Annotated in this window: 18 protein-coding genes; 13 read left to right on the top strand and 5 right to left on the bottom strand. The window is 59.0% G+C overall.

What is annotated here, in order from left to right; all coding sequences use genetic code 11:
• Window positions 1–41: 41 nt before the first annotated feature.
• Window positions 42–1,724: an energy-dependent translational throttle protein EttA gene (gene ettA / locus F8N36_RS12370; protein ID WP_291333129.1), complete on the bottom strand. Its 1,683-nt coding sequence runs from the start codon at window positions 1,722–1,724 to the stop codon at window positions 42–44.
• Between the two features lie 479 nt (window positions 1,725–2,203).
• Between ettA and F8N36_RS12375 the strand changes: the two genes are divergently transcribed.
• From F8N36_RS12375 to pgl, 5 genes are all read left to right on the top strand, one after another.
• Window positions 2,204–3,148 (top strand): bile acid:sodium symporter family protein, encoded by a 945-nt coding sequence (locus F8N36_RS12375; RefSeq protein ID WP_291333130.1) that lies wholly within the window; start codon window positions 2,204–2,206, stop codon window positions 3,146–3,148.
• Between the two features lie 181 nt (window positions 3,149–3,329).
• Window positions 3,330–3,710 (top strand): RidA family protein, encoded by a 381-nt coding sequence (locus F8N36_RS12380; RefSeq protein ID WP_291333131.1) that lies wholly within the window; start codon window positions 3,330–3,332, stop codon window positions 3,708–3,710.
• 212 nt (window positions 3,711–3,922) lie between these two features.
• On the top strand, window positions 3,923–4,675 hold the full coding sequence (locus F8N36_RS12385; RefSeq protein WP_291333132.1) for a methyltransferase domain-containing protein: 753 nt from the start codon (window positions 3,923–3,925) through the stop codon (window positions 4,673–4,675).
• A 5-nt stretch (window positions 4,676–4,680) separates the two neighbouring features.
• Entirely contained in the window at window positions 4,681–5,739 is a 1,059-nt protein-coding gene (locus F8N36_RS12390) for a translation initiation factor IF-2 (protein ID WP_291333133.1), read from the top strand.
• Between the two features lie 122 nt (window positions 5,740–5,861).
• Entirely contained in the window at window positions 5,862–6,608 is a 747-nt protein-coding gene (gene pgl / locus F8N36_RS12395) for a 6-phosphogluconolactonase (protein ID WP_291333134.1), read from the top strand.
• A gap of 113 nt (window positions 6,609–6,721) precedes the next feature.
• On the opposite strand, the gene F8N36_RS12400 is transcribed toward pgl, so the two are convergent.
• Entirely contained in the window at window positions 6,722–7,780 is a 1,059-nt protein-coding gene (locus F8N36_RS12400; protein WP_291333135.1) for a M15 family metallopeptidase, read from the bottom strand.
• Between the two features lie 122 nt (window positions 7,781–7,902).
• On the opposite strand from F8N36_RS12400, the gene F8N36_RS12405 reads away from it, so the two are divergent.
• Window positions 7,903–9,387, top strand: a complete 1,485-nt coding sequence (locus F8N36_RS12405) for a radical SAM protein (RefSeq protein ID WP_291333136.1) — start codon at window positions 7,903–7,905, stop codon at window positions 9,385–9,387.
• Between the two features lie 115 nt (window positions 9,388–9,502).
• Here F8N36_RS12405 and F8N36_RS12410 read toward each other — a convergent pair whose 3' ends face one another.
• The gene (locus tag F8N36_RS12410) at window positions 9,503–10,084 is read right to left on the bottom strand and encodes a DJ-1/PfpI family protein (protein ID WP_291333137.1); all 582 of its coding nucleotides are present in this window, start codon (window positions 10,082–10,084) and stop codon (window positions 9,503–9,505) included.
• A gap of 285 nt (window positions 10,085–10,369) precedes the next feature.
• Between F8N36_RS12410 and F8N36_RS12415 the strand changes: the two genes are divergently transcribed.
• The 7 genes from F8N36_RS12415 (at window position 10,370) to recJ (ending at window position 15,892) form a co-directional block, all read left to right on the top strand.
• On the top strand, window positions 10,370–10,630 hold the full coding sequence (locus F8N36_RS12415; RefSeq protein ID WP_291333138.1) for a zinc ribbon domain-containing protein: 261 nt from the start codon (window positions 10,370–10,372) through the stop codon (window positions 10,628–10,630).
• A gap of 114 nt (window positions 10,631–10,744) precedes the next feature.
• The gene (locus F8N36_RS12420; protein WP_291333139.1) at window positions 10,745–11,626 is read left to right on the top strand and encodes a YicC/YloC family endoribonuclease; all 882 of its coding nucleotides are present in this window, start codon (window positions 10,745–10,747) and stop codon (window positions 11,624–11,626) included.
• Window positions 11,627–11,629: 3 nt separating this feature from the next.
• Entirely contained in the window at window positions 11,630–11,884 is a 255-nt protein-coding gene (locus tag F8N36_RS12425) for a DUF370 domain-containing protein (protein ID WP_291333140.1), read from the top strand.
• Entirely contained in the window at window positions 11,884–12,492 is a 609-nt protein-coding gene (gene gmk, locus F8N36_RS12430; RefSeq protein ID WP_291333141.1) for a guanylate kinase, read from the top strand. The genes F8N36_RS12425 and gmk overlap by 1 nt, the downstream gene beginning before the upstream one ends.
• A gap of 94 nt (window positions 12,493–12,586) precedes the next feature.
• Window positions 12,587–13,303: an orotidine-5'-phosphate decarboxylase gene (pyrF, locus tag F8N36_RS12435; protein ID WP_291333374.1), complete on the top strand. Its 717-nt coding sequence runs from the start codon at window positions 12,587–12,589 to the stop codon at window positions 13,301–13,303.
• 8 nt (window positions 13,304–13,311) lie between these two features.
• Window positions 13,312–14,154 (top strand): tetratricopeptide repeat protein, encoded by an 843-nt coding sequence (locus tag F8N36_RS12440; protein WP_291333142.1) that lies wholly within the window; start codon window positions 13,312–13,314, stop codon window positions 14,152–14,154.
• Between the two features lie 4 nt (window positions 14,155–14,158).
• On the top strand, window positions 14,159–15,892 hold the full coding sequence (recJ, locus tag F8N36_RS12445; protein ID WP_291333143.1) for a single-stranded-DNA-specific exonuclease RecJ: 1,734 nt from the start codon (window positions 14,159–14,161) through the stop codon (window positions 15,890–15,892).
• A gap of 88 nt (window positions 15,893–15,980) precedes the next feature.
• Here recJ and F8N36_RS12450 read toward each other — a convergent pair whose 3' ends face one another.
• Together F8N36_RS12450 and F8N36_RS12455 are read right to left on the bottom strand one after the other, a co-directional pair.
• Complete coding sequence (locus tag F8N36_RS12450; protein WP_291333144.1) at window positions 15,981–18,077, bottom strand: methyl-accepting chemotaxis protein; 2,097 nt, start codon at window positions 18,075–18,077, stop codon at window positions 15,981–15,983.
• Window positions 18,078–18,313: 236 nt separating this feature from the next.
• Window positions 18,314–18,988, bottom strand: coding sequence for a tetratricopeptide repeat protein (locus F8N36_RS12455; protein WP_291333145.1), 675 nt, complete (start codon window positions 18,986–18,988; stop codon window positions 18,314–18,316).
• Between the last annotated feature and the right edge of the window lie 102 nt (window positions 18,989–19,090).

Below are 19,090 nucleotides of genomic sequence, written 5' to 3' on the forward strand. Positions count from 1 at the left end.
CCCCCCCCCCGCCCCCCCTCCGGCGGGGGGGGGGCGGGCGGCTAACGCGTCAGTTTGCGGTACTTGATGCGGTGCGGCGTGTCGGCATCCTTGCCGAGCCGCTTTTTACGGTCTTCTTCGTAGTCCGTATAGTTGCCTTCATAAAACACCACGCTGGAATCGCCTTCAAAGGCCATGATGTGCGTGGCCACGCGGTCGAGGAACCAGCGGTCATGGCTGATGACCAGCACGCAACCGGCAAAGTTGTCCAGTGCGTCTTCGAGGGCGCGCATGGTGTTTACGTCAATATCGTTGGTGGGTTCGTCAAGCAGCAGCACGTTGGCGCCAGACTTGAGCATGCAGGCCAGGTGCACGCGGTTGCGTTCACCGCCCGAAAGCACGTCCACTTTCTTCTGCTGGTCTGCACCGTGGAAGTTGAAGCGCGTGCAGTAGGCGCGTGCGTTGACTTCACGGCCGCCCAGCTTGATGGTTTCAGCACCGTCGCTGATGACCTCATACACGGTCTTGCCGGGCGTGAGCGATTCGCGCCCCTGATCCACATAGGCAAACTGCACGGTTTCGCCCACCTTGAGCGTACCGGTGTCGGGCTTTTCCTGCCCCACAAGCATCTTGAACAGGGTGGTCTTACCCGCGCCGTTGGGGCCGATAATACCCACAATGGCGCCGGGGGGAATGATGGCGTTGACGTTTTCCATCAGTTCCCTGTCGCCCATGCCCTTGCTGACCCCCTCAAGCTCAAAGACAACCTTGCCCAGACGCTGCCCCGGCGGAATGTAGATTTCCAGATCGGGCGCGCGCTTTTCGCTTTCGTGCGAAAGCATGGCTTCGTAGGCGTTCAGGCGGGCCTTACCCTTGGCGTGACGGCCCTTGGGCGACATGCGCACCCATTCCAGTTCGCGCTGAAGGGTCTTCTGCCGGTCGGCTTCGGTTCTTTCTTCGTTGGCAAGACGCTTCTGCTTCTGTTCAAGCCAGGAGGAATAGTTGCCCTTCCACGGAATACCCCGGCCACGGTCCAGTTCCAGAATCCAGCCCGCCACGTTGTCGAGGAAGTAACGGTCATGGGTAACGGCGATGACGGTACCGGGGAAGGTGGAAAGAAAGCGTTCGAGCCAGGCCACCGATTCGGCGTCAAGGTGGTTGGTGGGTTCGTCGAGCAGCAGAATGTCGGGCGATTCCAGCAGCAGGCGGCACAGGGCCACGCGGCGGCGTTCACCACCAGAAATCTGCGGAACCGGCATGTCGCCGGGCGGGCAACGCAGGGCGTCCATGGCCATTTCAAGGCGCGAATCCAGATCCCAGACGTTTTTGGCGTCCATGAGTTCCTGCACTTCGGCCTGACGGGTGATCAGCGCGTCCATTTCGTCCGCTTCCATAGGCTCGGCGAACTTGGCGTTGATTTCTTCAAATTCGCGGGCGATGGCGGTGAGTTCACTCACGCCGTCTTCAACAACCTCGCGCACGGTGCGGGTTTCGTCCTTCAGCGGCTCCTGCTCAAGGTAGCCGATGGTGTAGCCGGGGGCCAGCACGGTTTTGCCGTCAAAGGCCTGATCCACACCCGCCAGAATGCGCAGCAGGCTGGATTTACCCGCGCCGTTCAGACCAAGCACGCCGATTTTGGCCCCGTAGAAATAGGAAAGCGAAATATCTTTCAGCACTTCCTTCTGGCCATGGCGCTTGGTGACGCGGATCATGGAATAAATAATCTTGTCCGGTTCGTTGCTCATGATGCTCCTCAAAATTTGGTGACGCTTCCTGCCCTGCTGTGTTTGAGATCAAGCGGGAAGAAGCGCGCGCCAAATGGGCGCGCTGGTAGTGATAACAAACCTGCGGTCAGCAGACCCCAGACTTGCGCCGCCAGAAGGCTGCGCCTCAAGGCGGAAAACACGAACATCCCGTACCAGCGAACCGGCAGAGCCCCCTGCGGAATGCAGGGCGCCGTTTGCTGGGTGCGGCTTGCAAGGTGCTGTCAGCAGGTTAGTGCGTGGGCGGGGTCTTTGGCAAACCATAAGGCCCGCTGGTGCATGGGGCGTGCGTGTAATATATGAGCCTATCCGTTAGCGGATTCTTTTTCAAGTGGCCTTGCGTTGGGGCAAGGAGGCGACAATGCAGACGCGCTCAACCGAGCGCCGCTTGCAAGGGGCCGAGCTCTCTGCCAGTATGCGCACCATCCAGCGCGGAAACAGCCGCGCCACAGGAGGTTGCGTTGACCAGTCTTATACTGCGTGTTGCCAGTACCATCACCCGCTATATGGGCGTGCTCATACTTGTCTGCTCTGCCCTTGCACTGTGGAAGCCCGAACTATTCCGGTGGGTAGCCCCCTACGTGACGCCGCTTCTGGGCTGCATCATGTTTGGCATGGGCATGACGCTGCGCCTCAAGGACTTCAGCCTTGTGTTCTCCCAGCCCCGCGCCCTGCTGCTGGGCCTGATGGCCCAGTTTGTGTGCATGCCCCTGCTGGCCTTTGCGCTTTGCAACATTTTCTCTCTGCCGCCCGATCTTGCCATGGGCGTCATACTGGTGGGCACTGCCCCCGGCGGCACAGCTTCAAACGTGCTTACTTTCATAGCAAAGGGCGACGTGCCGTATTCCGTTGCGCTCACATCGCTTACCACGGTGGTCGCCCTGGTGCTGATGCCCGTGCTCACATGGCTGCTTGGCGGCGTGTGGGTTCCTGTGGATATGGCGGGCCTGTTTATTTCCATTCTCAAGATCGTGGTCATTCCCGTGCTGCTGGGCATTGTGGCGCACCGCTATCTTGCGGGGCTGACCAACAGCGCCCTGCCCTTTTTGCCCCCACTTTCCGCGCTTACCATCACTCTGGTGGTGGCGGGCATTATTGCCATCAACGCGCACAGCATCCTCGGGGCCAGCGTTTCCATTTTTCTGGTGGTTGTGTGCCACAACCTGCTGGGCATGGCCTTTGGTTATGCAGCCGGACGCATGTGGAAGTTTGACGAGGCCCGTTGCCGAGCTCTCTGTTTTGAGGTGGGCACGCAAAATTCCGGTCTTGCCACGGCCCTTGCACTGGCGCACTTTTCGCCCGTTTCAGCCATAGCCGGGGCGCTCTTCAGCGTGTGGCAGAATATTTCGGGTGCGCTGGTTTCCAACTACTTTCACGGCTCAGAAATCAGGCAGAACAAGCCCTGAACGAATCCCCCCTGCCCGCGCAGCCATGCTGACCATGCCGTAACGGCACGGCGGCTTTGACTCTGGCGCGGGCCTGTGCCAGTTTGTTTACAACGCTGGCCAGCACACGCCCATGGGCGATGGCAGCGCACAAAGTTTTTACGTTCAACCACTTACCCACAAGATGGATGAAGGAAGCGCCATGAGCAAGGAAGTCATAAGCACCAGCAATGCCCCCGGAGCGGTGGGCCCCTACAGTCAGGGCATCAAAACCGGCAACCTGTTCTTTTTCTCCGGCCAGATTCCCATTGACCCCGCCGTCGGCAAGATGGTGGAGGACGACGTGACTGCCCAGGCCGAACAGGCCTGCAAAAATGTTATGGCACTGCTTGAATCGCAGGGCCTCACCGCCGACAACGTGGTCAAGAGCACCGTGTTCATTACCGATATGGGCACATTTGCCGCTGTGAACGAAGTGTACAAAAAGTATTTTACGGCTCCCTGCCCCGCGCGTTCGTGCGTGGAGGTCAGCAAGCTGCCCCTTGGCGCTCAGGTTGAAATCGAGGTCATTGCCTCCCTGTAATCTCCAGACCTTGCCTGCGGCGGCAACTCCGCGCGTCAGTCAAACGCGGCCCCTTACTACAGGAGGCCGCGTTGTTTTTTTGCAACGCGGCCTCCAGCACGGGGGCTGGCAGACCTGCGCCGTGCGCTTGTGAGCCGGGGCTTTGCCGATTTACAGAATCTATAAAATAGTGGATTATGCAAAGGATAAACAACAGATGCGAGGCGCACGGCATGGATGACCAACAAGCGGATACAGCAGGGCAGTTTACCCTGCAAATGCAAAAGCTGCTTTTGCAGCACAGCATTGCCGCCTGGCCGCGCCGGGGGCGCACGCTGCTTGAGATAAACTGCGGCAGGGGCGACTTTTTGCCCTTGCTGTGGGAGTGCGGCTTTGACATGACCGCCACCGAATCAGACCCCGACCTGCGGGCCGAAGCTGACCGCATGGCCGACCGGGCCGAAGTTCTGGCCGCTGCAGACGACCACCTGCCCTTTGACGATGGTGAATTTGACTGGGTTGTGCTGCACCTTGTGTCGCACGGGACCCAAAACGCGCTCAATGCCATGGCCGAAGCGCTGCGCGTGGCCTCTGCCGGCGTTGCCCTTACCTTCTGGAACGCGGCTTCGCTGCCCTATATGCTGCACCGCGTCACCAACCGCAAAAATCCGTGGCACGGCCCGGTCTTTTGCTGGTGGCAGGTATGGCGGGCGCTCAGAAGTCTTGCCGCGGGCAGCATCAGCGGCGCAAGTGTGCTTGCGGGGCCGCAGGGAACGTGGAACGCCCAGTGCGTGCTCTCGCGCTGCAACAGGGTTTTGCCCTGGCTGCCCATGGGCGCGTGGGGAATCATTCGCATTGATCTGAACAAGTCGCGCCCGGTTACACCACTGCCCTTACGGCTTGGCCGCAGGCGCATGCGCCGCCCCGAGCCTGTGATGGAATGCGGCCACAAATCACAGACCAAAGCCGTCAACACTGAAAGGTAAGCGCCATGAGTCTGCCCGTCGTTGCCTCAATTGTTGCCTTTATCCGCAAGCACACCTTTGTGCTGGCGGCCATTCTGCTTGTCGTGCTTGCCGCTGTGGGTGGCTACAGCGGCTGGCGGCATTACCAGTACCGCCAGACAGCCGAATTTGCCTTTACGCAGATCAAGGATGCCCTGCACCCCACCAAACCCGCAGATCTGGCGCAACGCATAGATTTCAGCGCCATCACCAGACCGCTGGTGCAGGCTGTGGCGCAGCACTACCCCAATCTCAAAAAAGGTCCCAACCAGCTGCGCGACCTGAGCGACATAATTCAGATTGGCCTGCTCAAGCAGGCCCGTTCCAAGGAAGAACCCGCCAAGGAAGAAACAGACGAGCTCGCGCGCCTCAAAACGCCCCTCTATGTTTTGCCGCCCACCTTTTACACACAGCTTGCGGCAACGCTGACCCTGCAAAACCCCACGGAAACCACGGCCCTTATCGCAGCCAGGGTACGGCACCCGGTACTGAACAAGGAATTTTCGCTTTTGCTGCGCATGGACAAGACCGTCGAAGGCTGGAAGGTTGACGACTTTGTCAACGCCGAAGAAGTGGTGCGCCAGTTCCGCGAGTACCAGGTCGAGCGCATGACAGCACAACGGCAGATCATTCTTGACAAAAATGCCAAGATAAAGACACGCATGGAAGAGATGCTTCCCATAAAGTCCTGCACGGTGAGCGCGGGGCTGATTTCTGACGGCAAAACACTGCTGGTCGTGGTAAATGCCAAGGGCAAAAATACCGGCACGGTCATGATCAACAATATGGACCTTTCGGCAAAAATCTGCACACCTGATGGAACAGAACTGCTGCACCGCTTTCTGAATGCCGTGCAGCCCACGGTTCCCGGCGAAGATTTTGAACGCAACTGGACCATTGAAATGGACGGCGAAAGTGCCCAGGGCAAGGCTATTCTGTCAGGGCGCAAGCTCACCTGCGAGGCCTCGTGGAAAACCCTGGGCCTTGCCAACGGCGAAATATTGCACTTTACCGTGGCGCCCGCCCTGCTGGAAGAATTTCAGTAATTTTCACAGTAACCTGCCCACTATGCCCTTTTCTCGCGCAGGCTAATATGTAATAGTGACACGGTTGGCGGGCCGGGCAAAGCGACCCGTGCCAACCGCACATAAACTCAAGGAGCCGCAAAATGTCGGGCCTCAGCCGTTCCATACACCTTACGGTGCATATCCATAAAGACCCCGCAGCCATGGCCGAACGCGCCGCCCACATTCTGGCGGCTGCCTGCGAAGAAGCCATTGCTGACAGGGGTGTTTTCCGCATTGCCCTTTCTGGCGGGCAAACCCCCACGCCGCTCTTTCGCCTGCTGGCGGGCAAAGACTGGGCCGACCGCCTGCCCTGGGACAAAATGACTTTTTACTGGGTGGACGAGCGCTGCGTTGGCCCCGATCACCCGGACAGCAACTACGGCCTCGCCCGCCGCGAACTGCTCAGCATGGTTCCGGCCACCCACTTTTTCCGCATGCGCGGCGAAGAAGACCCCGTTGAAGCCGCCGTCAAGTACGAGCAGCAGATCAGGGCCGAATTCAATCTTGGTCACCACGAACTGCCCCGCTTCGACTTTATGCTGCTGGGCATGGGCGAAGACGGCCACACCGGTTCCATCTTCCCCAATTCGCCCGCCCTGGCCGAGCGCAAACGCCTTGTGATCGACCAGTACGTGCCCGAACGCAAGGCCGACCGCCTTACGCTCACCCTGCCCGTCATCAACAACGCGCGTTGCTGCATGTTTCTGGTGACCGGCAAGGAAAAGCACGATGTGCTCTCACGCGCGCTGAACCTGCTGGCAGAGCCCACCCTGCCCGCGCAGAAGGTGCGCCCCGGCTTTGGCGAACTTATCTGGGTTGTGGACGAAGCCGCCGCCAGAGGCGAATAGCTGCCGCGCGTCCAGCCAGCCTGTTTGCAACGACAAGCCCCTCTTTCGAGGGGCTTGTTCTGTTTGCGCAACACAATTTGCCAAGCCTGCACACAAAGCAGCGTGCCGTAGCTCTAGGGAGCCGCAGGCGCGCCAGCCGCTTCTGGCTGGGGCAGACCAGCTGGTCTGGTCGCAGCAGAATCCAGTGTTTTGTCCGCTGACTTGGATTCTGGCCTTGCCGCCGATTTGTCTGTCGGTTTAACCACCGGGGCAAGGCTCTGCCCCGCCGACTGTGCCGCGGCATCAGCGCCCGGCAAATGCTCCTGCCCTTGCAGCACGCGAGCCTTGCAGATTATTTCGGGTCTGTATTCAAAATGCATCAGGTCATATTCGTGCCACTTGCCACCCCAGATGAAGCCCTCGTTTTCAAAGGCCGCCACAATGGATGCGGGATAGCTTTTTTGCAGGGGGTGCGGGCGCAGCTTGCTCCACCGCCAGTAGGTGGCGATACCGGGGCTGATATCAAAGGCTATGCCAAAAGCATGGGGGCTCAGCCGGTTTTCGCCCGCAATGCGCCGCCACGCAAAACCACCGTCCATCTTGAGCAGGGTTTTGAGACGCGGCTCGTGGGCAACCTGCGGGGCAAGAACGGCATCGGCGCGATTCATGGCCTGTGCGGCAGCAGGCGAAAGATGCAGATGCTGACCATTCAGCCGGGCCTGCACAAGATGGCTACCCACGGCCTTGGGACTTGCGCCGTAGAGGGTTTGCAGCAGGTCGTATGACCGCCGCCGCCCCGGCGATACGCCAAGCGGGGTTTCGGGTCTTTCCGGTTCAAGAGGGTAGGGCTCGGCCATGCTGACCCGCACGCTCACCACCCACTCCGATTCCTGACCGCTGGCTTCCTGCCCTGCGGCTGCCGCGTACAACACACGACGACCATCGGTAAATACCAGCCACTGGCCCTGTGCATCGGCTACCATGCCCGTAATCTGGGGGTAGGCCCGGCGCAGGCAGTACAAATCCATGCGCCCGGTGTCGTCCAGATCCGCTGGCAGGTCGGCCAGAGAATTGGCCGGGGCATTGGCCGGGCCGTTCATCTGGCCATTTACCTGGGCAGACGCCCCCTGAACCGCCGGGCTTGCAGCAGATGAAGCCCCGGAAACACCGTTAACGGACATGTTTGGGGCCATAGCCGGTTGGGCATGCGCGCCGGAAGCACTGCACAAAAAAATAAAGAGCAATAATATTGGCATGAAGACAGCCTAGCCGCCCCCGGCTTGTCAAGGCAAGAGCTTTTGCGTACATCTGCGCCATGTCTGCCTGGAAATTCTATTTGGTCACCTTTGGCTGCAAGGTCAATCAGTACGAAACCCAATCCCTGCGCGAAGCCTGGCTTGCACAGGGTGGTGTGGAATGTAACGCCCCCGCGCTGGCGGATGTGGTGTGCGTAAACAGTTGCGCCATCACCTCCAAGGGCGAAAGAGACGCGCGTAACGCTGTTTTCAGACTGCGCAGGGAGGCCCCGACCGCGCGCCTTATTCTTACTGGCTGCGCGGCACGGCTTTTTGCCGATTACAAACCCCGCCCCGGTGCCATATGGGCCGCGCCCGACCTTCTGGTTCCACAGGAGGAAAAAAGCCGCCTGCTCAATGGCCCCTGGACAGATCTGGACGGCGACCTTGATGGCGACTGCGCACCCCAGCCCCATGCCGGGCCTCTTGCGGGGACAGCGTCAGCGGCGGATGCAGCTTCCGCATCTGCGCAGGCGGCCTTTCCGCCCTTTCAGATTTCTGCATTCAAGCGGGCGCGTCCCGTGCTTAAGGTGCAGGATGGCTGTGCCCACCGCTGCACGTATTGTATTGTTCCCTCCACGCGGGGCAAGCCACGCAGTCGCCCGGTGGACGAAATTGTTTCCGAGGCGCTCCGCCTGCTTCAGGCCGGGCATACGGAAATCATGGTTTCTGGCATCAATCTGGGCCAGTATGGCCGTGGTACGGATATGGGCGATTTCTGGAGCCTGCTGCGCACGCTCGATGCCGCCCTTGCGCCAGAATTTGCCGGTCAGGCCCGCCTGCGCATCAGCTCGCTTGAGCCCGGCCAGCTTGACCAGCAGGGGCTGGACGCCCTTATGGCCTGCCGCATGCTTTGCCCGCACCTGCACATATCCTTGCAGCACGGCAGTCAGGCGGTGCTCAAGCGCATGGGCCGCGGCCACTACACCCCCGCCATGCTTGAAAGTGCCGTTTCGGCCCTCTCTGCCCACTGGCCTGTCATGGGTCTGGGGGCGGATATTATAGCGGGTTTCCCCGGCGAGACCGAAGACGACATGCGCCAGTTGCTGGAGCTGATCGAACGCCTGCCCATGAGCTACGCGCATGTGTTCCCGTATTCCCGGCGACCCGGCACCGCGGCAAACCGCTTTGACGGGCAGATTCCGCATAGCCTCAAGCTTGAGCGGGCAGCCCGCCTGCGCGAGGCCGTGGCCCGCAAGCAGCAGGCCTTTCTGACAGAGCAGCTCAAGTTGTCACGCGTGCTGGTAGCGGCAGACAACCCGCAGGCATTTGCAGAGCCCGCCACCGATGTGGCTGCTGCAGACGTGACCGATGCCCCCGCAGATGTTACCGCTGCCAAGCCCAAAAAGAATACCATCAAGGGCGTCAACGAATACTACGCAGCCTGCTCCATACGCATGCCCGCGCAAGGTAAGCGCCCCGGCGCAGATGCGGGGCTTTTGCCCGCCCGACCCGTGGCGGTTACCGAAAAAGGACTGGTGGTGGAGCTTATGCCCGCCGAATAACGGCCCCCACCTGCGACAGGGATGATAAATAAAATAAGGAAAGGAAACCGCTGGCTTCCTTTCCTTATTGTTTAATGTGCAAATGCACAGGCTGGCGGGGAGCCCTTCTGTGCTGCTAGATGCTGATCTTTGCGCCCAGCAGTTTGACAAATTCTGCGATCAGGGCGGGGTGGGCGGGCCAGGCGGGGGCGGTTACAAGGTTGCCGTCCACCGTGGCGCTGGAGAGTGTGGCATTAAAGTCACACCAGGTAGCCCCGGCGTCCACCACATCGGGCTTGACCGCCGGGTAGGCGGTGCAGCTGCGGTTTTTCAGCACGCCAGCGGTAACGAGAATCTGGGGGCCGTGGCATACGGCGGCAATGGGCTTTTTGGCGTCGTTGAATTCGCGCACAATTTCAAGAATACGCTGATTCAGGCGCAGATATTCGGGGGCACGGCCACCGGGAATAACCAGGCCTGCATAGTCGGCGGTTTTAACCTGGTCAAAGTCGTAGTTGATGCCAAAATTGTGGCCGCGTTTTTCAGAATAGGTCTGGTCGCCCTCAAAATCATGGATGGCAGTGCGCACGCTGTCACCAGGCTTTTTGCCCGGGCAAACGGCGTGAACTTCATAACCCAGCATTTGCAGCATCTGGAAAGGAACCATGATCTCGTAGTCTTCAACATAATCGCCAGCCAGCACAAGAATTTTCTTCATATGTTCCTCCAAACGGGTTGCTGCCCGTTAACTCGGTCGTCATGACCGATTGTTGCACGGCGGTGGGCGGCAAAACACCACCCTTGCCTTGACCGTATATATACTTATATATGCACACAAAGCATGTGGGCAAGCCCCAGGGCTGCCCGTACCCGGCACGCGCGCTACGCCTGAAAGCGCACGATAAACCTGCGCGCGCCAGCTGCGAGCGTATCAAATAACGCTGTTCTGTTACGGTATGACGCCGCAACCGACACAGTACGGTAATGATTGAGGAGAAAAACCATGCCCATGTATGATTTTGTCTGCACTGCCTGCGGCAACAAATTTGAAGACCTTGTTTTTGGCGACGAAGTTCCCGCCTGCCCCAAGTGCAACTCTACCGCCACAGAAAAGCAGATGTGCGTGCCAAGCCCCCTGAAAACAGGTGCCTTTCCTTACAAGCCCGGGCCGGTGCGCCCCATGGGCAAGGGCATGCCGCCCTCTTGCGCCGCTGGCGGCGGCTGCGGCGGCTGCGGTGGAAATACTGGCGGATCAGACGCTTAACGCGCTGATTTAAAAATAAAAAACTAACCATCCTCAGCGCCGGGCCATGGGCATTTGTTGCATTCGCAAGCCCCTTGCTCTACACTGTCGCATACTTTTAGCAGGAAGGAAGCTATGCTCCGCAGCATGACCGGCTTTGGCCGCTGCCTGGTGGAAAATGATTACACCACCCAGCAGTGGGAGGTTAAAAGCGTCAACAGCCGCCATCTTGACCTCAAGTGGCGTCTGCCCCTCTCTGTGCGCAGTCTTGAGCCACGGCTTGAAAAAGTCGTGCGCCGCTATGCCTCGCGCGGGCGTGTGGATGTAAGCCTGGTTTTGCAGTACGCACCGGGCAACACCCCAGCCATGCGCTTTGACATGGTGCAGGCCACTGCCATGCTGGACAATCTGCAGGCACTGGCCGACGCACGCGGCGACTCCTACGTGCCGGATTTCAACGCGCTGTTGCAGATTCCCTCGCTTTGGGGCGACAGCGGCGAAGAACTGGACGAGGAAATGGCCCGCTGCCTCGAGGAAGGTCTGGCGCTGGCGCTGGAAGACTGGAACGAGGCCCGCTCTGCCGAGGGCCGCTCGCTGGCAACCGACATGCACTCCCGCATTCTGCGCATGGAGGAATGGACGGGCCTGATCGCCGAACGCGCCCCCAATATCAAGGAAGAGCGTGCCAACGCCCTGCGTGAACGCCTGAGCGAAGCCCTGTCGCAAAACGGGCAGGAACTGGAAGAAGGCCGCTTTTTGCAAGAGGCTGTCATTCTGGCCGACCGGCTTGACGTGAGCGAAGAGCTCACGCGGCTCAACACGCATCTGGCACGTCTGCACGACCTGCTGCAAACCGGCGGTGATGCCGGGCGGCGGCTCGATTTTACCCTGCAGGAATGCTTCCGCGAGATCAACACCTGCGGCAACAAACTGCCCGACGTGCAGCTTTCGCGCATGGTGGTGGATTTTAAAAACGAACTGGAAAAATGCCGCGAGCAGGTCCAGAATCTGGAATAAACCATGCCTCGCGAACGTCTTATCAATATTGGTTTCGGAAACTATGTGCTGGCGGGTCGGGTTGTGGGCATTGTAAGCCCTGCATCTTCGCCCATGAAACGCCTTCGTGAAGACGCGCGGGCCGAAGGAAGACTGATTGATGCTACCCAGGGGCGCAAAACACGCTCCATTCTGGTAACAGACTCCAATCACGTAATCCTTTCCTCAATCCAGCCTGAAACAATCAGTCAGCGCTTTGCGCAAGAGGATGGAGACTGATGCCCCGCGAAGGCATAGCACTGGTGCTCAGCGCACCTTCTGGCGCTGGCAAGACCACCCTGGTCAAACGATTGCTGGCAGAGTTTCCGCACATCGGCTACTCGGTGTCGTGCACCACACGACAGCCGCGTCAGGGCGAAGTTGACGGCAAGGACTACATTTTTTTGAGCCACGAAGAATTCGAACTGCGCCGCTCACAAAAATATTTTGCCGAATGGGCCGAGGTCCACGGCAATTATTATGGCACGCCTATTGGCCCGGTAAAGGAACGCCTGCACCAGGGGCTGGACGTGCTTTTTGACATTGATGTTCAGGGTGCGGCACAGCTCAAGCTTTCGCTTTCCGAGGCCACGTTTGCCTTTATTCTGCCGCCCAGTATACAAGAACTTGAAAACCGCCTGCGCGGGCGTGGTCAGGACGACGAGCCGACCATCGCGCGGCGTCTGGTCAATGCGCATTCAGAAATTCTGCAGGCCCGCTGGTATGATTCGGTGATTGTTAACGACAATCTTGATCAGGCCTACGACTGCCTGCGCGCGGTCTATGTGACGGCCAGCCTTGCGCCAGGCCGCAACCCGCAGCTGCTTGATGAAATTCTGTCCCGCTGAGCAGAACGGGAACTGAAACAGACACAGCGCCCCATTGCCGCAAACCGCAAGGGGCAGATATATGACAGGAAGTACCATGCCAACGCCGCACCACATGCCGCAACTTGCGGTAGCCCTTGATGTACCCGAAAAACAGAGGGCTCTCGCTCTGGCCAGCCAGCTGCGCGGCACGGTTCCCTGGTGCAAGGTGGGCATGGAACTGTTTACCCATGTGGGCCCCGGCCTGCTGGAAGAGCTTTCTGCCATGGACTTCAGCGTTTTTCTCGACCTCAAGTTTTACGACATCCCCAATACTGTGGCTCAGGCTGTCAAGGCTGCGGCTGCTGTGGGCGTGAACATGCTGACCCTGCACTGTCAGGGCGGCGAGCGCATGTGCCGGGCCGCCGCAGAAGCTGCAGCCAACGCCGCCGCAGGCGTTTCTGGGGCGCGCCCCCTTCTGTTTGGCGTAACCGTGCTCACAAGTTTTGCGCCGGGTGAAATGCCCGGCATCACGGCACAGCCCTCGGACTTTGCCCTTGATCTGGCCCGTCAGGCTGGCCCGTGGGGGCTCGATGGCGTGGTGTGCTCGGGTCACGAGGCTGCGGCTATCAAGGCCAGCTGCCCTGGCCTGCGCTGCCTTTGCCCCGGCATCCGCCCCGCAGGCTCTGCGGCTGGCGACCAGCGCCGCGTCATGACGCCCGCTCTGGCCGTGGCAGCAGGAGCCGACTATCTGGTTGTGGGCCGGCCCATAACGGCCGCCGCCGACCCGCTGGCAACGGCAAAACTGATTGTGGCCGAAATGGCCTCCTCTCTCATTCAGAAGCAGAATTGAGGAAAAGTATGGCCACTCAACCCCACAACGCACAAGATTCCCACGGCAAAGCTGATGTCCGCGGGGTTTTTTCCACCCAGGAAGTCCGCAGGGTCGGCACGGGTACCACCACGCGCAAAACCGTGCAAAAGACATTCTGGTTTATTGAGCAGAACGGCAAGGATATCGACTGCCAGCCGCTCAATACCAACTATATTCCCAGTGGTCCCAAGCGCAAGATCACCATGGACGAGCTTATCGCCAAGTTTTCGCCCGAGCCGGAATTTTATCTCAACTCCGTGTTTCCCAAGATGCAGGAGATGCAGCGTAACGTTGACAACGGTGATACGCACCGCGAAAAAGGCGAAAATTTTGCCGCTGAATACGAATATTCGCGCGCCCTCAAGATTGATGAAGAAAACGTGCGGGCCAATTTTGGCATCGGCCTTACCTATCTTGAACGTGGCGACAATGCCAAGGCTCAGGATATTTTTCAGCGGCTGGTAAAACTTGAGGCCACGTTTGAACCTGAGCACAAGCACCTGTTCAACGAATTTGGCATCAACCTGCGCAAAAGCAAGATGCTGCAGGAATCGCTGGAATACTACAACAGGGCTCTGGAACTTTCGCCCAACGACGAAAACCTGTACATGAACATTGCCCGTGTGCTGCTTGAGCTCAAAGATATTTCGCAATGCGTGGACTATCTGCTCAAAGCCCTGGAACTTGCACCCCGGCACGAAACATCGCTCAAGTTTCTCGCATGGCTCATCCAGAAGCAGCTCGTGCCTGCCGACAAGCTGGAAGGGGTGCGCACCGCTCTTAAAATGGCTCAAAACGGGGCTGCCCCCAAGCCCAAAGCAGCAGGCTAACTGAGTGAAAAACTGGCTGTTCCGCGAGCCGCAGCAAAACGCCTGCCCCACGCCCCCAAGGCAATGGGCAGACGCTCTTTCTATTTCGCCCCTTTTACTGGAAATTTTATGGCGTCGTGGTCTTTCTGAAAAAGAAAGCATGGACGCCTTTTTGACCGCCCGCCTCGATTCTCTCACCCCGCCCGACCGGTGGCCTCAATTCCCGGATGCCGCGCAACTGCTGGCGACCGAACTGCTGGCGGGAAAAAGGCTTGCCGTGTGGGGCGACTACGATGTGGACGGCGTCACGGCCGCCACGCTTGTGCTCGACGTGCTTGAAAGCCACGGCATCACCGCCAGCTCGCATATCCCCGACAGACGCAGCGAGGGCTACGGCCTCAATGTTCCCCATATTGAAGCGCTGGCAGCAGAAGGCTGCGGCATACTGCTTACGGTAGATTGCGGCATTTCAGATGTGGAGGCAGTGCGTCGCGCCAGAGAACTGGGCATGACAGTGGTTGTTTCAGACCATCACCTGCCACCCGCAGAGCTGCCCCCGGCAAATGCCATCTGCAACCCCAAGGTTTGCACCACAGAAGACCTGCCCTACCCGCACCTTGCGGGGGTTGGCGTGGCCTTTTACCTCATGGGTGCCGTCAACGCGGCCCTTGCCCCGCATACGGGCAAGAGGCACAACATGGGTGACAGCCTTGACCTTGTGGCACTGGGTACGCTGGCAGACGTAATGCCGCTTACCGGAGAAAACAGGGTACTGGTACGCGGCGGCCTCGCCCGCATAACCCGCGCGCTGCGCCCCGGCATGGCTGCCCTCAAGGTTGCCAGCGGCATGAATGCAACGGCGGCCCTCAGTGCTGGCCAGGCGGTTTTTCGGCTTGCACCGCGCATCAACGCTGCCGGACGCATGGGCAAGGGCGAGCTGGCCCTGCAGCTGCTGCGCGAAAAAGATCACGCTGCGGCGGCGGTTATGGCCAAAGAGCTGGACGAGCTCAATCTGGCCCGGCGGCAGGAAGAAGAACGCATTTACGCAGAAGCCAAACAGCAGGCATCCGATCTGCTTTCACGCGGGCCGAGCACCGGCCTTGTGCTGTACGGCAAAGACTGGCACCCCGGCATTGTGGGCATTGTGGCCTCGCGCATTGTGGAAGATTACTACCGCCCCACCATCATCGTCTGCGAAGACCAGGGCAAGCTTAAAGGTTCGGGCCGCTCTGTGCGCGAATTTGACCTGCACGGCGGGCTGAACCGCGTGGCCGACTGCCTGCTGACTTTTGGCGGCCACAGGCAGGCCGCTGGCGTGCGACTTGAATCCGCGCGACTTGAAGAATTTCGCGCCCGCTTTGATGCCGTGGTAGAAGAGGCCCTTGGCCCCACCCCGCTCTTGCCCAGCCTTACACTGGAATGCGAACTGCCTTTCAGCCATGCAGGCGACCAGGGATTTCTTAAAGAACTTGAATTGTTGCAGCCCTTTGGCCCCGGCAATCCCGAGCCTGTTTTTCAGTCACCCCCGCTGCTGGTCAGAGAACGCTCATATCTTGGCCGTGGCAGGGAGCACGTGATGCTGCGCCTCACCGACAGCGCCAGCGGCATTACCCTTTCGGCCAAGGCCTGGCGCATGGCCGACAGTCTGCAAGAATCACTGGTCAACAAACACATACGCATTGCCTACACGCCGCGCCTTGATACCTATAACGGGGTTGCCTCCGTTGACATTGGCATCAAGGACTGGCGGCCAGCCTGACCATCTCCCCTGCTGTAAGTTAATAAAAAAGGGCAGCCAGACCAAACAGGTCTGGCTGCCCCTTGGGCTTTTCTGTGCAGCAGACGCGCTAGCCCAGCTTCATTTCTGCAATCAGATCGCTCAGGGCCTGAGCCTGCCGGGTAAGATCTGTCACTGCCTTGGCGGCCTCGTCCATGGCACTGGCCGTCTGGCCAGAAATATCGTTGATCTTCACAAGGGTCTGGTTGATCTCGTCACTGGTGGCCGACTGCTGCTCGCTGGCAGTGGCAATGGCGCGCACCTGATCGGCGGCCAGCTCAACACCGTTAACAATATGCACCAGCGCCTCGCCCGACTGCCCGGCAAATTCTGAGGCAACTTCCACCTGCCGCAGGGCTACTTCCATGGCCTCCACGCTCTTGGTAGTGCTGGCCTGAATGGCCGATATGGCGTTGCCCACATCATGGGTAGAGGCCATGGTTTTTTCGGCCAGTTTGCGCACCTCGTCGGCCACCACGGCAAAACCGCGTCCCGCATCGCCCGCCCGCGCAGCCTCAATGGCCGCGTTGAGCGCCAACAGGTTGGTCTGGTCAGCAATGTCTGAAATAACGCCCATGATACGGTCAATGGACTGGGCATGCGCGTTGAGCTCGGCCATGTCTTTCTTGAGCCCGTGAGAAACTTCGCGCACCTGACCAATGCTTTGCAGGGCCTTTTGCACAATCTCTGAACCGCTTTCAGCGCTATTGCGCGTTTCTTCCGAGGTGTTTGAAGCCGCGGAAGCATTACGGGCCACTTCCTGCACAGTGGCGTTCATCTGGTTCATGGCTGTGGCAGCTTCCGCAAGCCTCTGGGCAGACTCGGAAACAGCCTGTTCAGACTGCCCGATCTGATCGGAAAGACGCGTTGATGCCGAGGCAAGCACAGTGGCCACGCCTTCAAGCTGACCGGCAGCCGCAAGCATGCCTTCGCGACGGGCGCTCTCGGCCTTGCGGGCGGCTTCTTCCGCCTGCTCTGTGGCACTACGGGCCTGATCTGTGGCCTGCTGGGCAGCAGCGGTTTTTTCTTCGCTCTCGCCCAGCAAACGTTTGATATTGGCCATCATGCGTTCCATACCAAGAGAAAGTACGCTGAATTCGTCACCTCTCTGCTCGGCGGTACGCAGCAGTCTTTCTTCAGAAGAAGTACACTCAAGCCGCCCGCCGGCAATAGCCTCGGCCAGGCCAGAAAGCCCGCCAAGCAGGTGCACCATGCCCCGCACGATCAGGAAAATAACAATGCCTACCAGCAGGGCGCAACCCACGGCCACCAGAACGTTGTTGACCAGCATGGTACTGATAGGTGCGAATAGTACTTTTTTGTCCAGTTCAAGGCAGAGAATCCAACCTTCTTCCGGCATGTCTGTATAATACAGTATTTTTTCGCGCCCTTCGCTGTTAACAAATTCCAGCCTGCCCTTCCGGTTTTTGAGAACCTCGGCAATCCAGGGCGAATTTTCTTCTTTTTTGCCAATACGCTTCAGGTCGGGGTGCTGTACGATAATGCCGTTGGTATTTACCACAAAGGCCAGCCCCACATCACCCATATCAATCTTGTTGGTGGTGGCGTTAGCCAGCTTGTCGTTATCTGTGCCGCCATAAATGACGCCCACGATCTTGCCCTTGTCCATAACAGGCATGCCGATGATGGTGGTCATTTTCTGAGTGGCCACGCTCACCAGCCCGATAGAGCTGACCTGCCCCTTCAGGCCATTGATGAAATAGGCGCGCTTGGAAAAATCCTCGCCAATGGTGCTGCTGAATTTTTGGGTGTCGCCCTTCTTGCTGTGGGCAATTACCTTGCCGTCCGGGGCAATAAGCCCACAGGTGGCAATGTTGCTGTTGACCGCGGTAAAATTCTTGAGGGCATCAATGGCGTGGAGGAAAAGTTCATCGTTATGGTCAATGACCGCGTTTTTTGAATACGCCTCAAGATACAGACGAAGACGGCGGTTTTCTGCAATCTGGGCCAGGGCTTCCTTCATGGACAGGAAAACGGCATTGAGCCCCACCTCCTGCCCTTTAAGGATGGCGGCAATATCCTGCCGCGTTTGCTGCCGCAGGGCGTTCTCCGACATCTGATGGCTCACGCCCGCAACCAGACCGAGTCCCAAGAGGGATGGAATAAGGATGCACAGGCACATCTTTGTCAAAAGACCCAGCTTCATGCTTCTTCCTCCTGCGGCTATCACCCTTTGGGGGATTTAAGGGATTATCCTCAAGTATTCGTCACAAATCCGATTTTCAATAGGGTGTGGTTACTTATTTGCGACCCGAAAAAAGCGACACTTTCCTGACCATGAACAGTTCTGTCTTTCATGGCAGTGGGATGGACATTACAGGATTTAAACAAAAAAGCCCCTGCCGATGGGCAGGGGCTTGAACAGGCCAGAAACAGACGGATCTAAGGCATGGTGTACACGCGTTCGGTATTGAACACGCTGCCTTCCTTTTCCAGACCCTGGGCAGCGGCCTTGCCATACCACACGGCGGCCTCGGAGGGGTTTGTGCCCACGCCCACGCCAAATTCGTAGCATGCGCCCACATACCGCTGGGCTTGTGCAAACCCCTGATCGGCAGAGCGCTTGGCCCAGACAAAAGATTGCTCGGGATCCTTGGCAAAGCCATAGCGCCCCTGGCTGAAGTACAGTGCAATGTTGAACTGGGCTTCGGCATTGCCAGCAGCGGCGGCGCGCCCCATCAGGTCGGCCACGGCGGCCTCATTCTTGGGCACGCCAGCGCCCAGCTCGTACAGATAGGCCAGCTGCACCTGGGCTTCGGGATAATTCTGCTCGGCAGCAATGCGAAACCACTTGGCGGCGGTGTCCATGTCCTGGGGAACACCCAGGCCGTTTTCGTAGCAACGGGCAAGCAGCACCTGGGCGCGGGGGTTGCCCTCGCTGGCCAGAGGCTGCACCATCTGCACAACCTTATTATATTGTCCGATATTATACGCAGTCCAGGCTTCATCCAGCGTTTGATCTGCGGTTTTGGCGGGGGCCGCCAGCACCGTGCCAGCCATGCCCAGGCTCAGGGCAAGTATTGCAGCCAGCAGAATTGCAGAACTCATTTTTTTCATAAGGCGTCTCCTTTGCTTCCGGTTTTGATTCCGGTATGGCACGGGCAGACAGTAGTACCACCAGAGCCAGATGGCAAGCCGACACTTGACGCGGGTGCTGGC

The sequence above is a fragment of the Desulfovibrio sp. genome (assembly GCF_009712225.1).
In the GTDB taxonomy this organism is placed as follows: Bacteria; Desulfobacterota; Desulfovibrionia; order Desulfovibrionales; family Desulfovibrionaceae; genus Desulfovibrio.

Coding starts and splice junctions, on each gene's coding strand:
- ettA (WP_291333129.1), bottom strand. CDS start 1,724: ATGAGCAACGAACCGGACAAGATTATTTATTCCATGATCCGCGTCACC.
- F8N36_RS12380 (WP_291333131.1), top strand. CDS start 3,330: ATGAGCAAGGAAGTCATAAGCACCAGCAATGCCCCCGGAGCGGTGGGC.
- F8N36_RS12385 (WP_291333132.1), top strand. CDS start 3,923: ATGGATGACCAACAAGCGGATACAGCAGGGCAGTTTACCCTGCAAATG.
- F8N36_RS12390 (WP_291333133.1), top strand. CDS start 4,681: ATGAGTCTGCCCGTCGTTGCCTCAATTGTTGCCTTTATCCGCAAGCAC.
- pgl (WP_291333134.1), top strand. CDS start 5,862: ATGTCGGGCCTCAGCCGTTCCATACACCTTACGGTGCATATCCATAAA.
- F8N36_RS12400 (WP_291333135.1), bottom strand. CDS start 7,780: ATGGCCCCAAACATGTCCGTTAACGGTGTTTCCGGGGCTTCATCTGCT.
- F8N36_RS12405 (WP_291333136.1), top strand. CDS start 7,903: ATGTCTGCCTGGAAATTCTATTTGGTCACCTTTGGCTGCAAGGTCAAT.
- F8N36_RS12410 (WP_291333137.1), bottom strand. CDS start 10,084: ATGAAGAAAATTCTTGTGCTGGCTGGCGATTATGTTGAAGACTACGAG.
- F8N36_RS12415 (WP_291333138.1), top strand. CDS start 10,370: ATGCCCATGTATGATTTTGTCTGCACTGCCTGCGGCAACAAATTTGAA.
- F8N36_RS12420 (WP_291333139.1), top strand. CDS start 10,745: ATGCTCCGCAGCATGACCGGCTTTGGCCGCTGCCTGGTGGAAAATGAT.
- F8N36_RS12425 (WP_291333140.1), top strand. CDS start 11,630: ATGCCTCGCGAACGTCTTATCAATATTGGTTTCGGAAACTATGTGCTG.
- gmk (WP_291333141.1), top strand. CDS start 11,884: ATGCCCCGCGAAGGCATAGCACTGGTGCTCAGCGCACCTTCTGGCGCT.
- pyrF (WP_291333374.1), top strand. CDS start 12,587: ATGCCGCAACTTGCGGTAGCCCTTGATGTACCCGAAAAACAGAGGGCT.
- F8N36_RS12440 (WP_291333142.1), top strand. CDS start 13,312: ATGGCCACTCAACCCCACAACGCACAAGATTCCCACGGCAAAGCTGAT.
- F8N36_RS12450 (WP_291333144.1), bottom strand. CDS start 18,077: ATGAAGCTGGGTCTTTTGACAAAGATGTGCCTGTGCATCCTTATTCCA.
- F8N36_RS12455 (WP_291333145.1), bottom strand. CDS start 18,988: ATGAAAAAAATGAGTTCTGCAATTCTGCTGGCTGCAATACTTGCCCTG.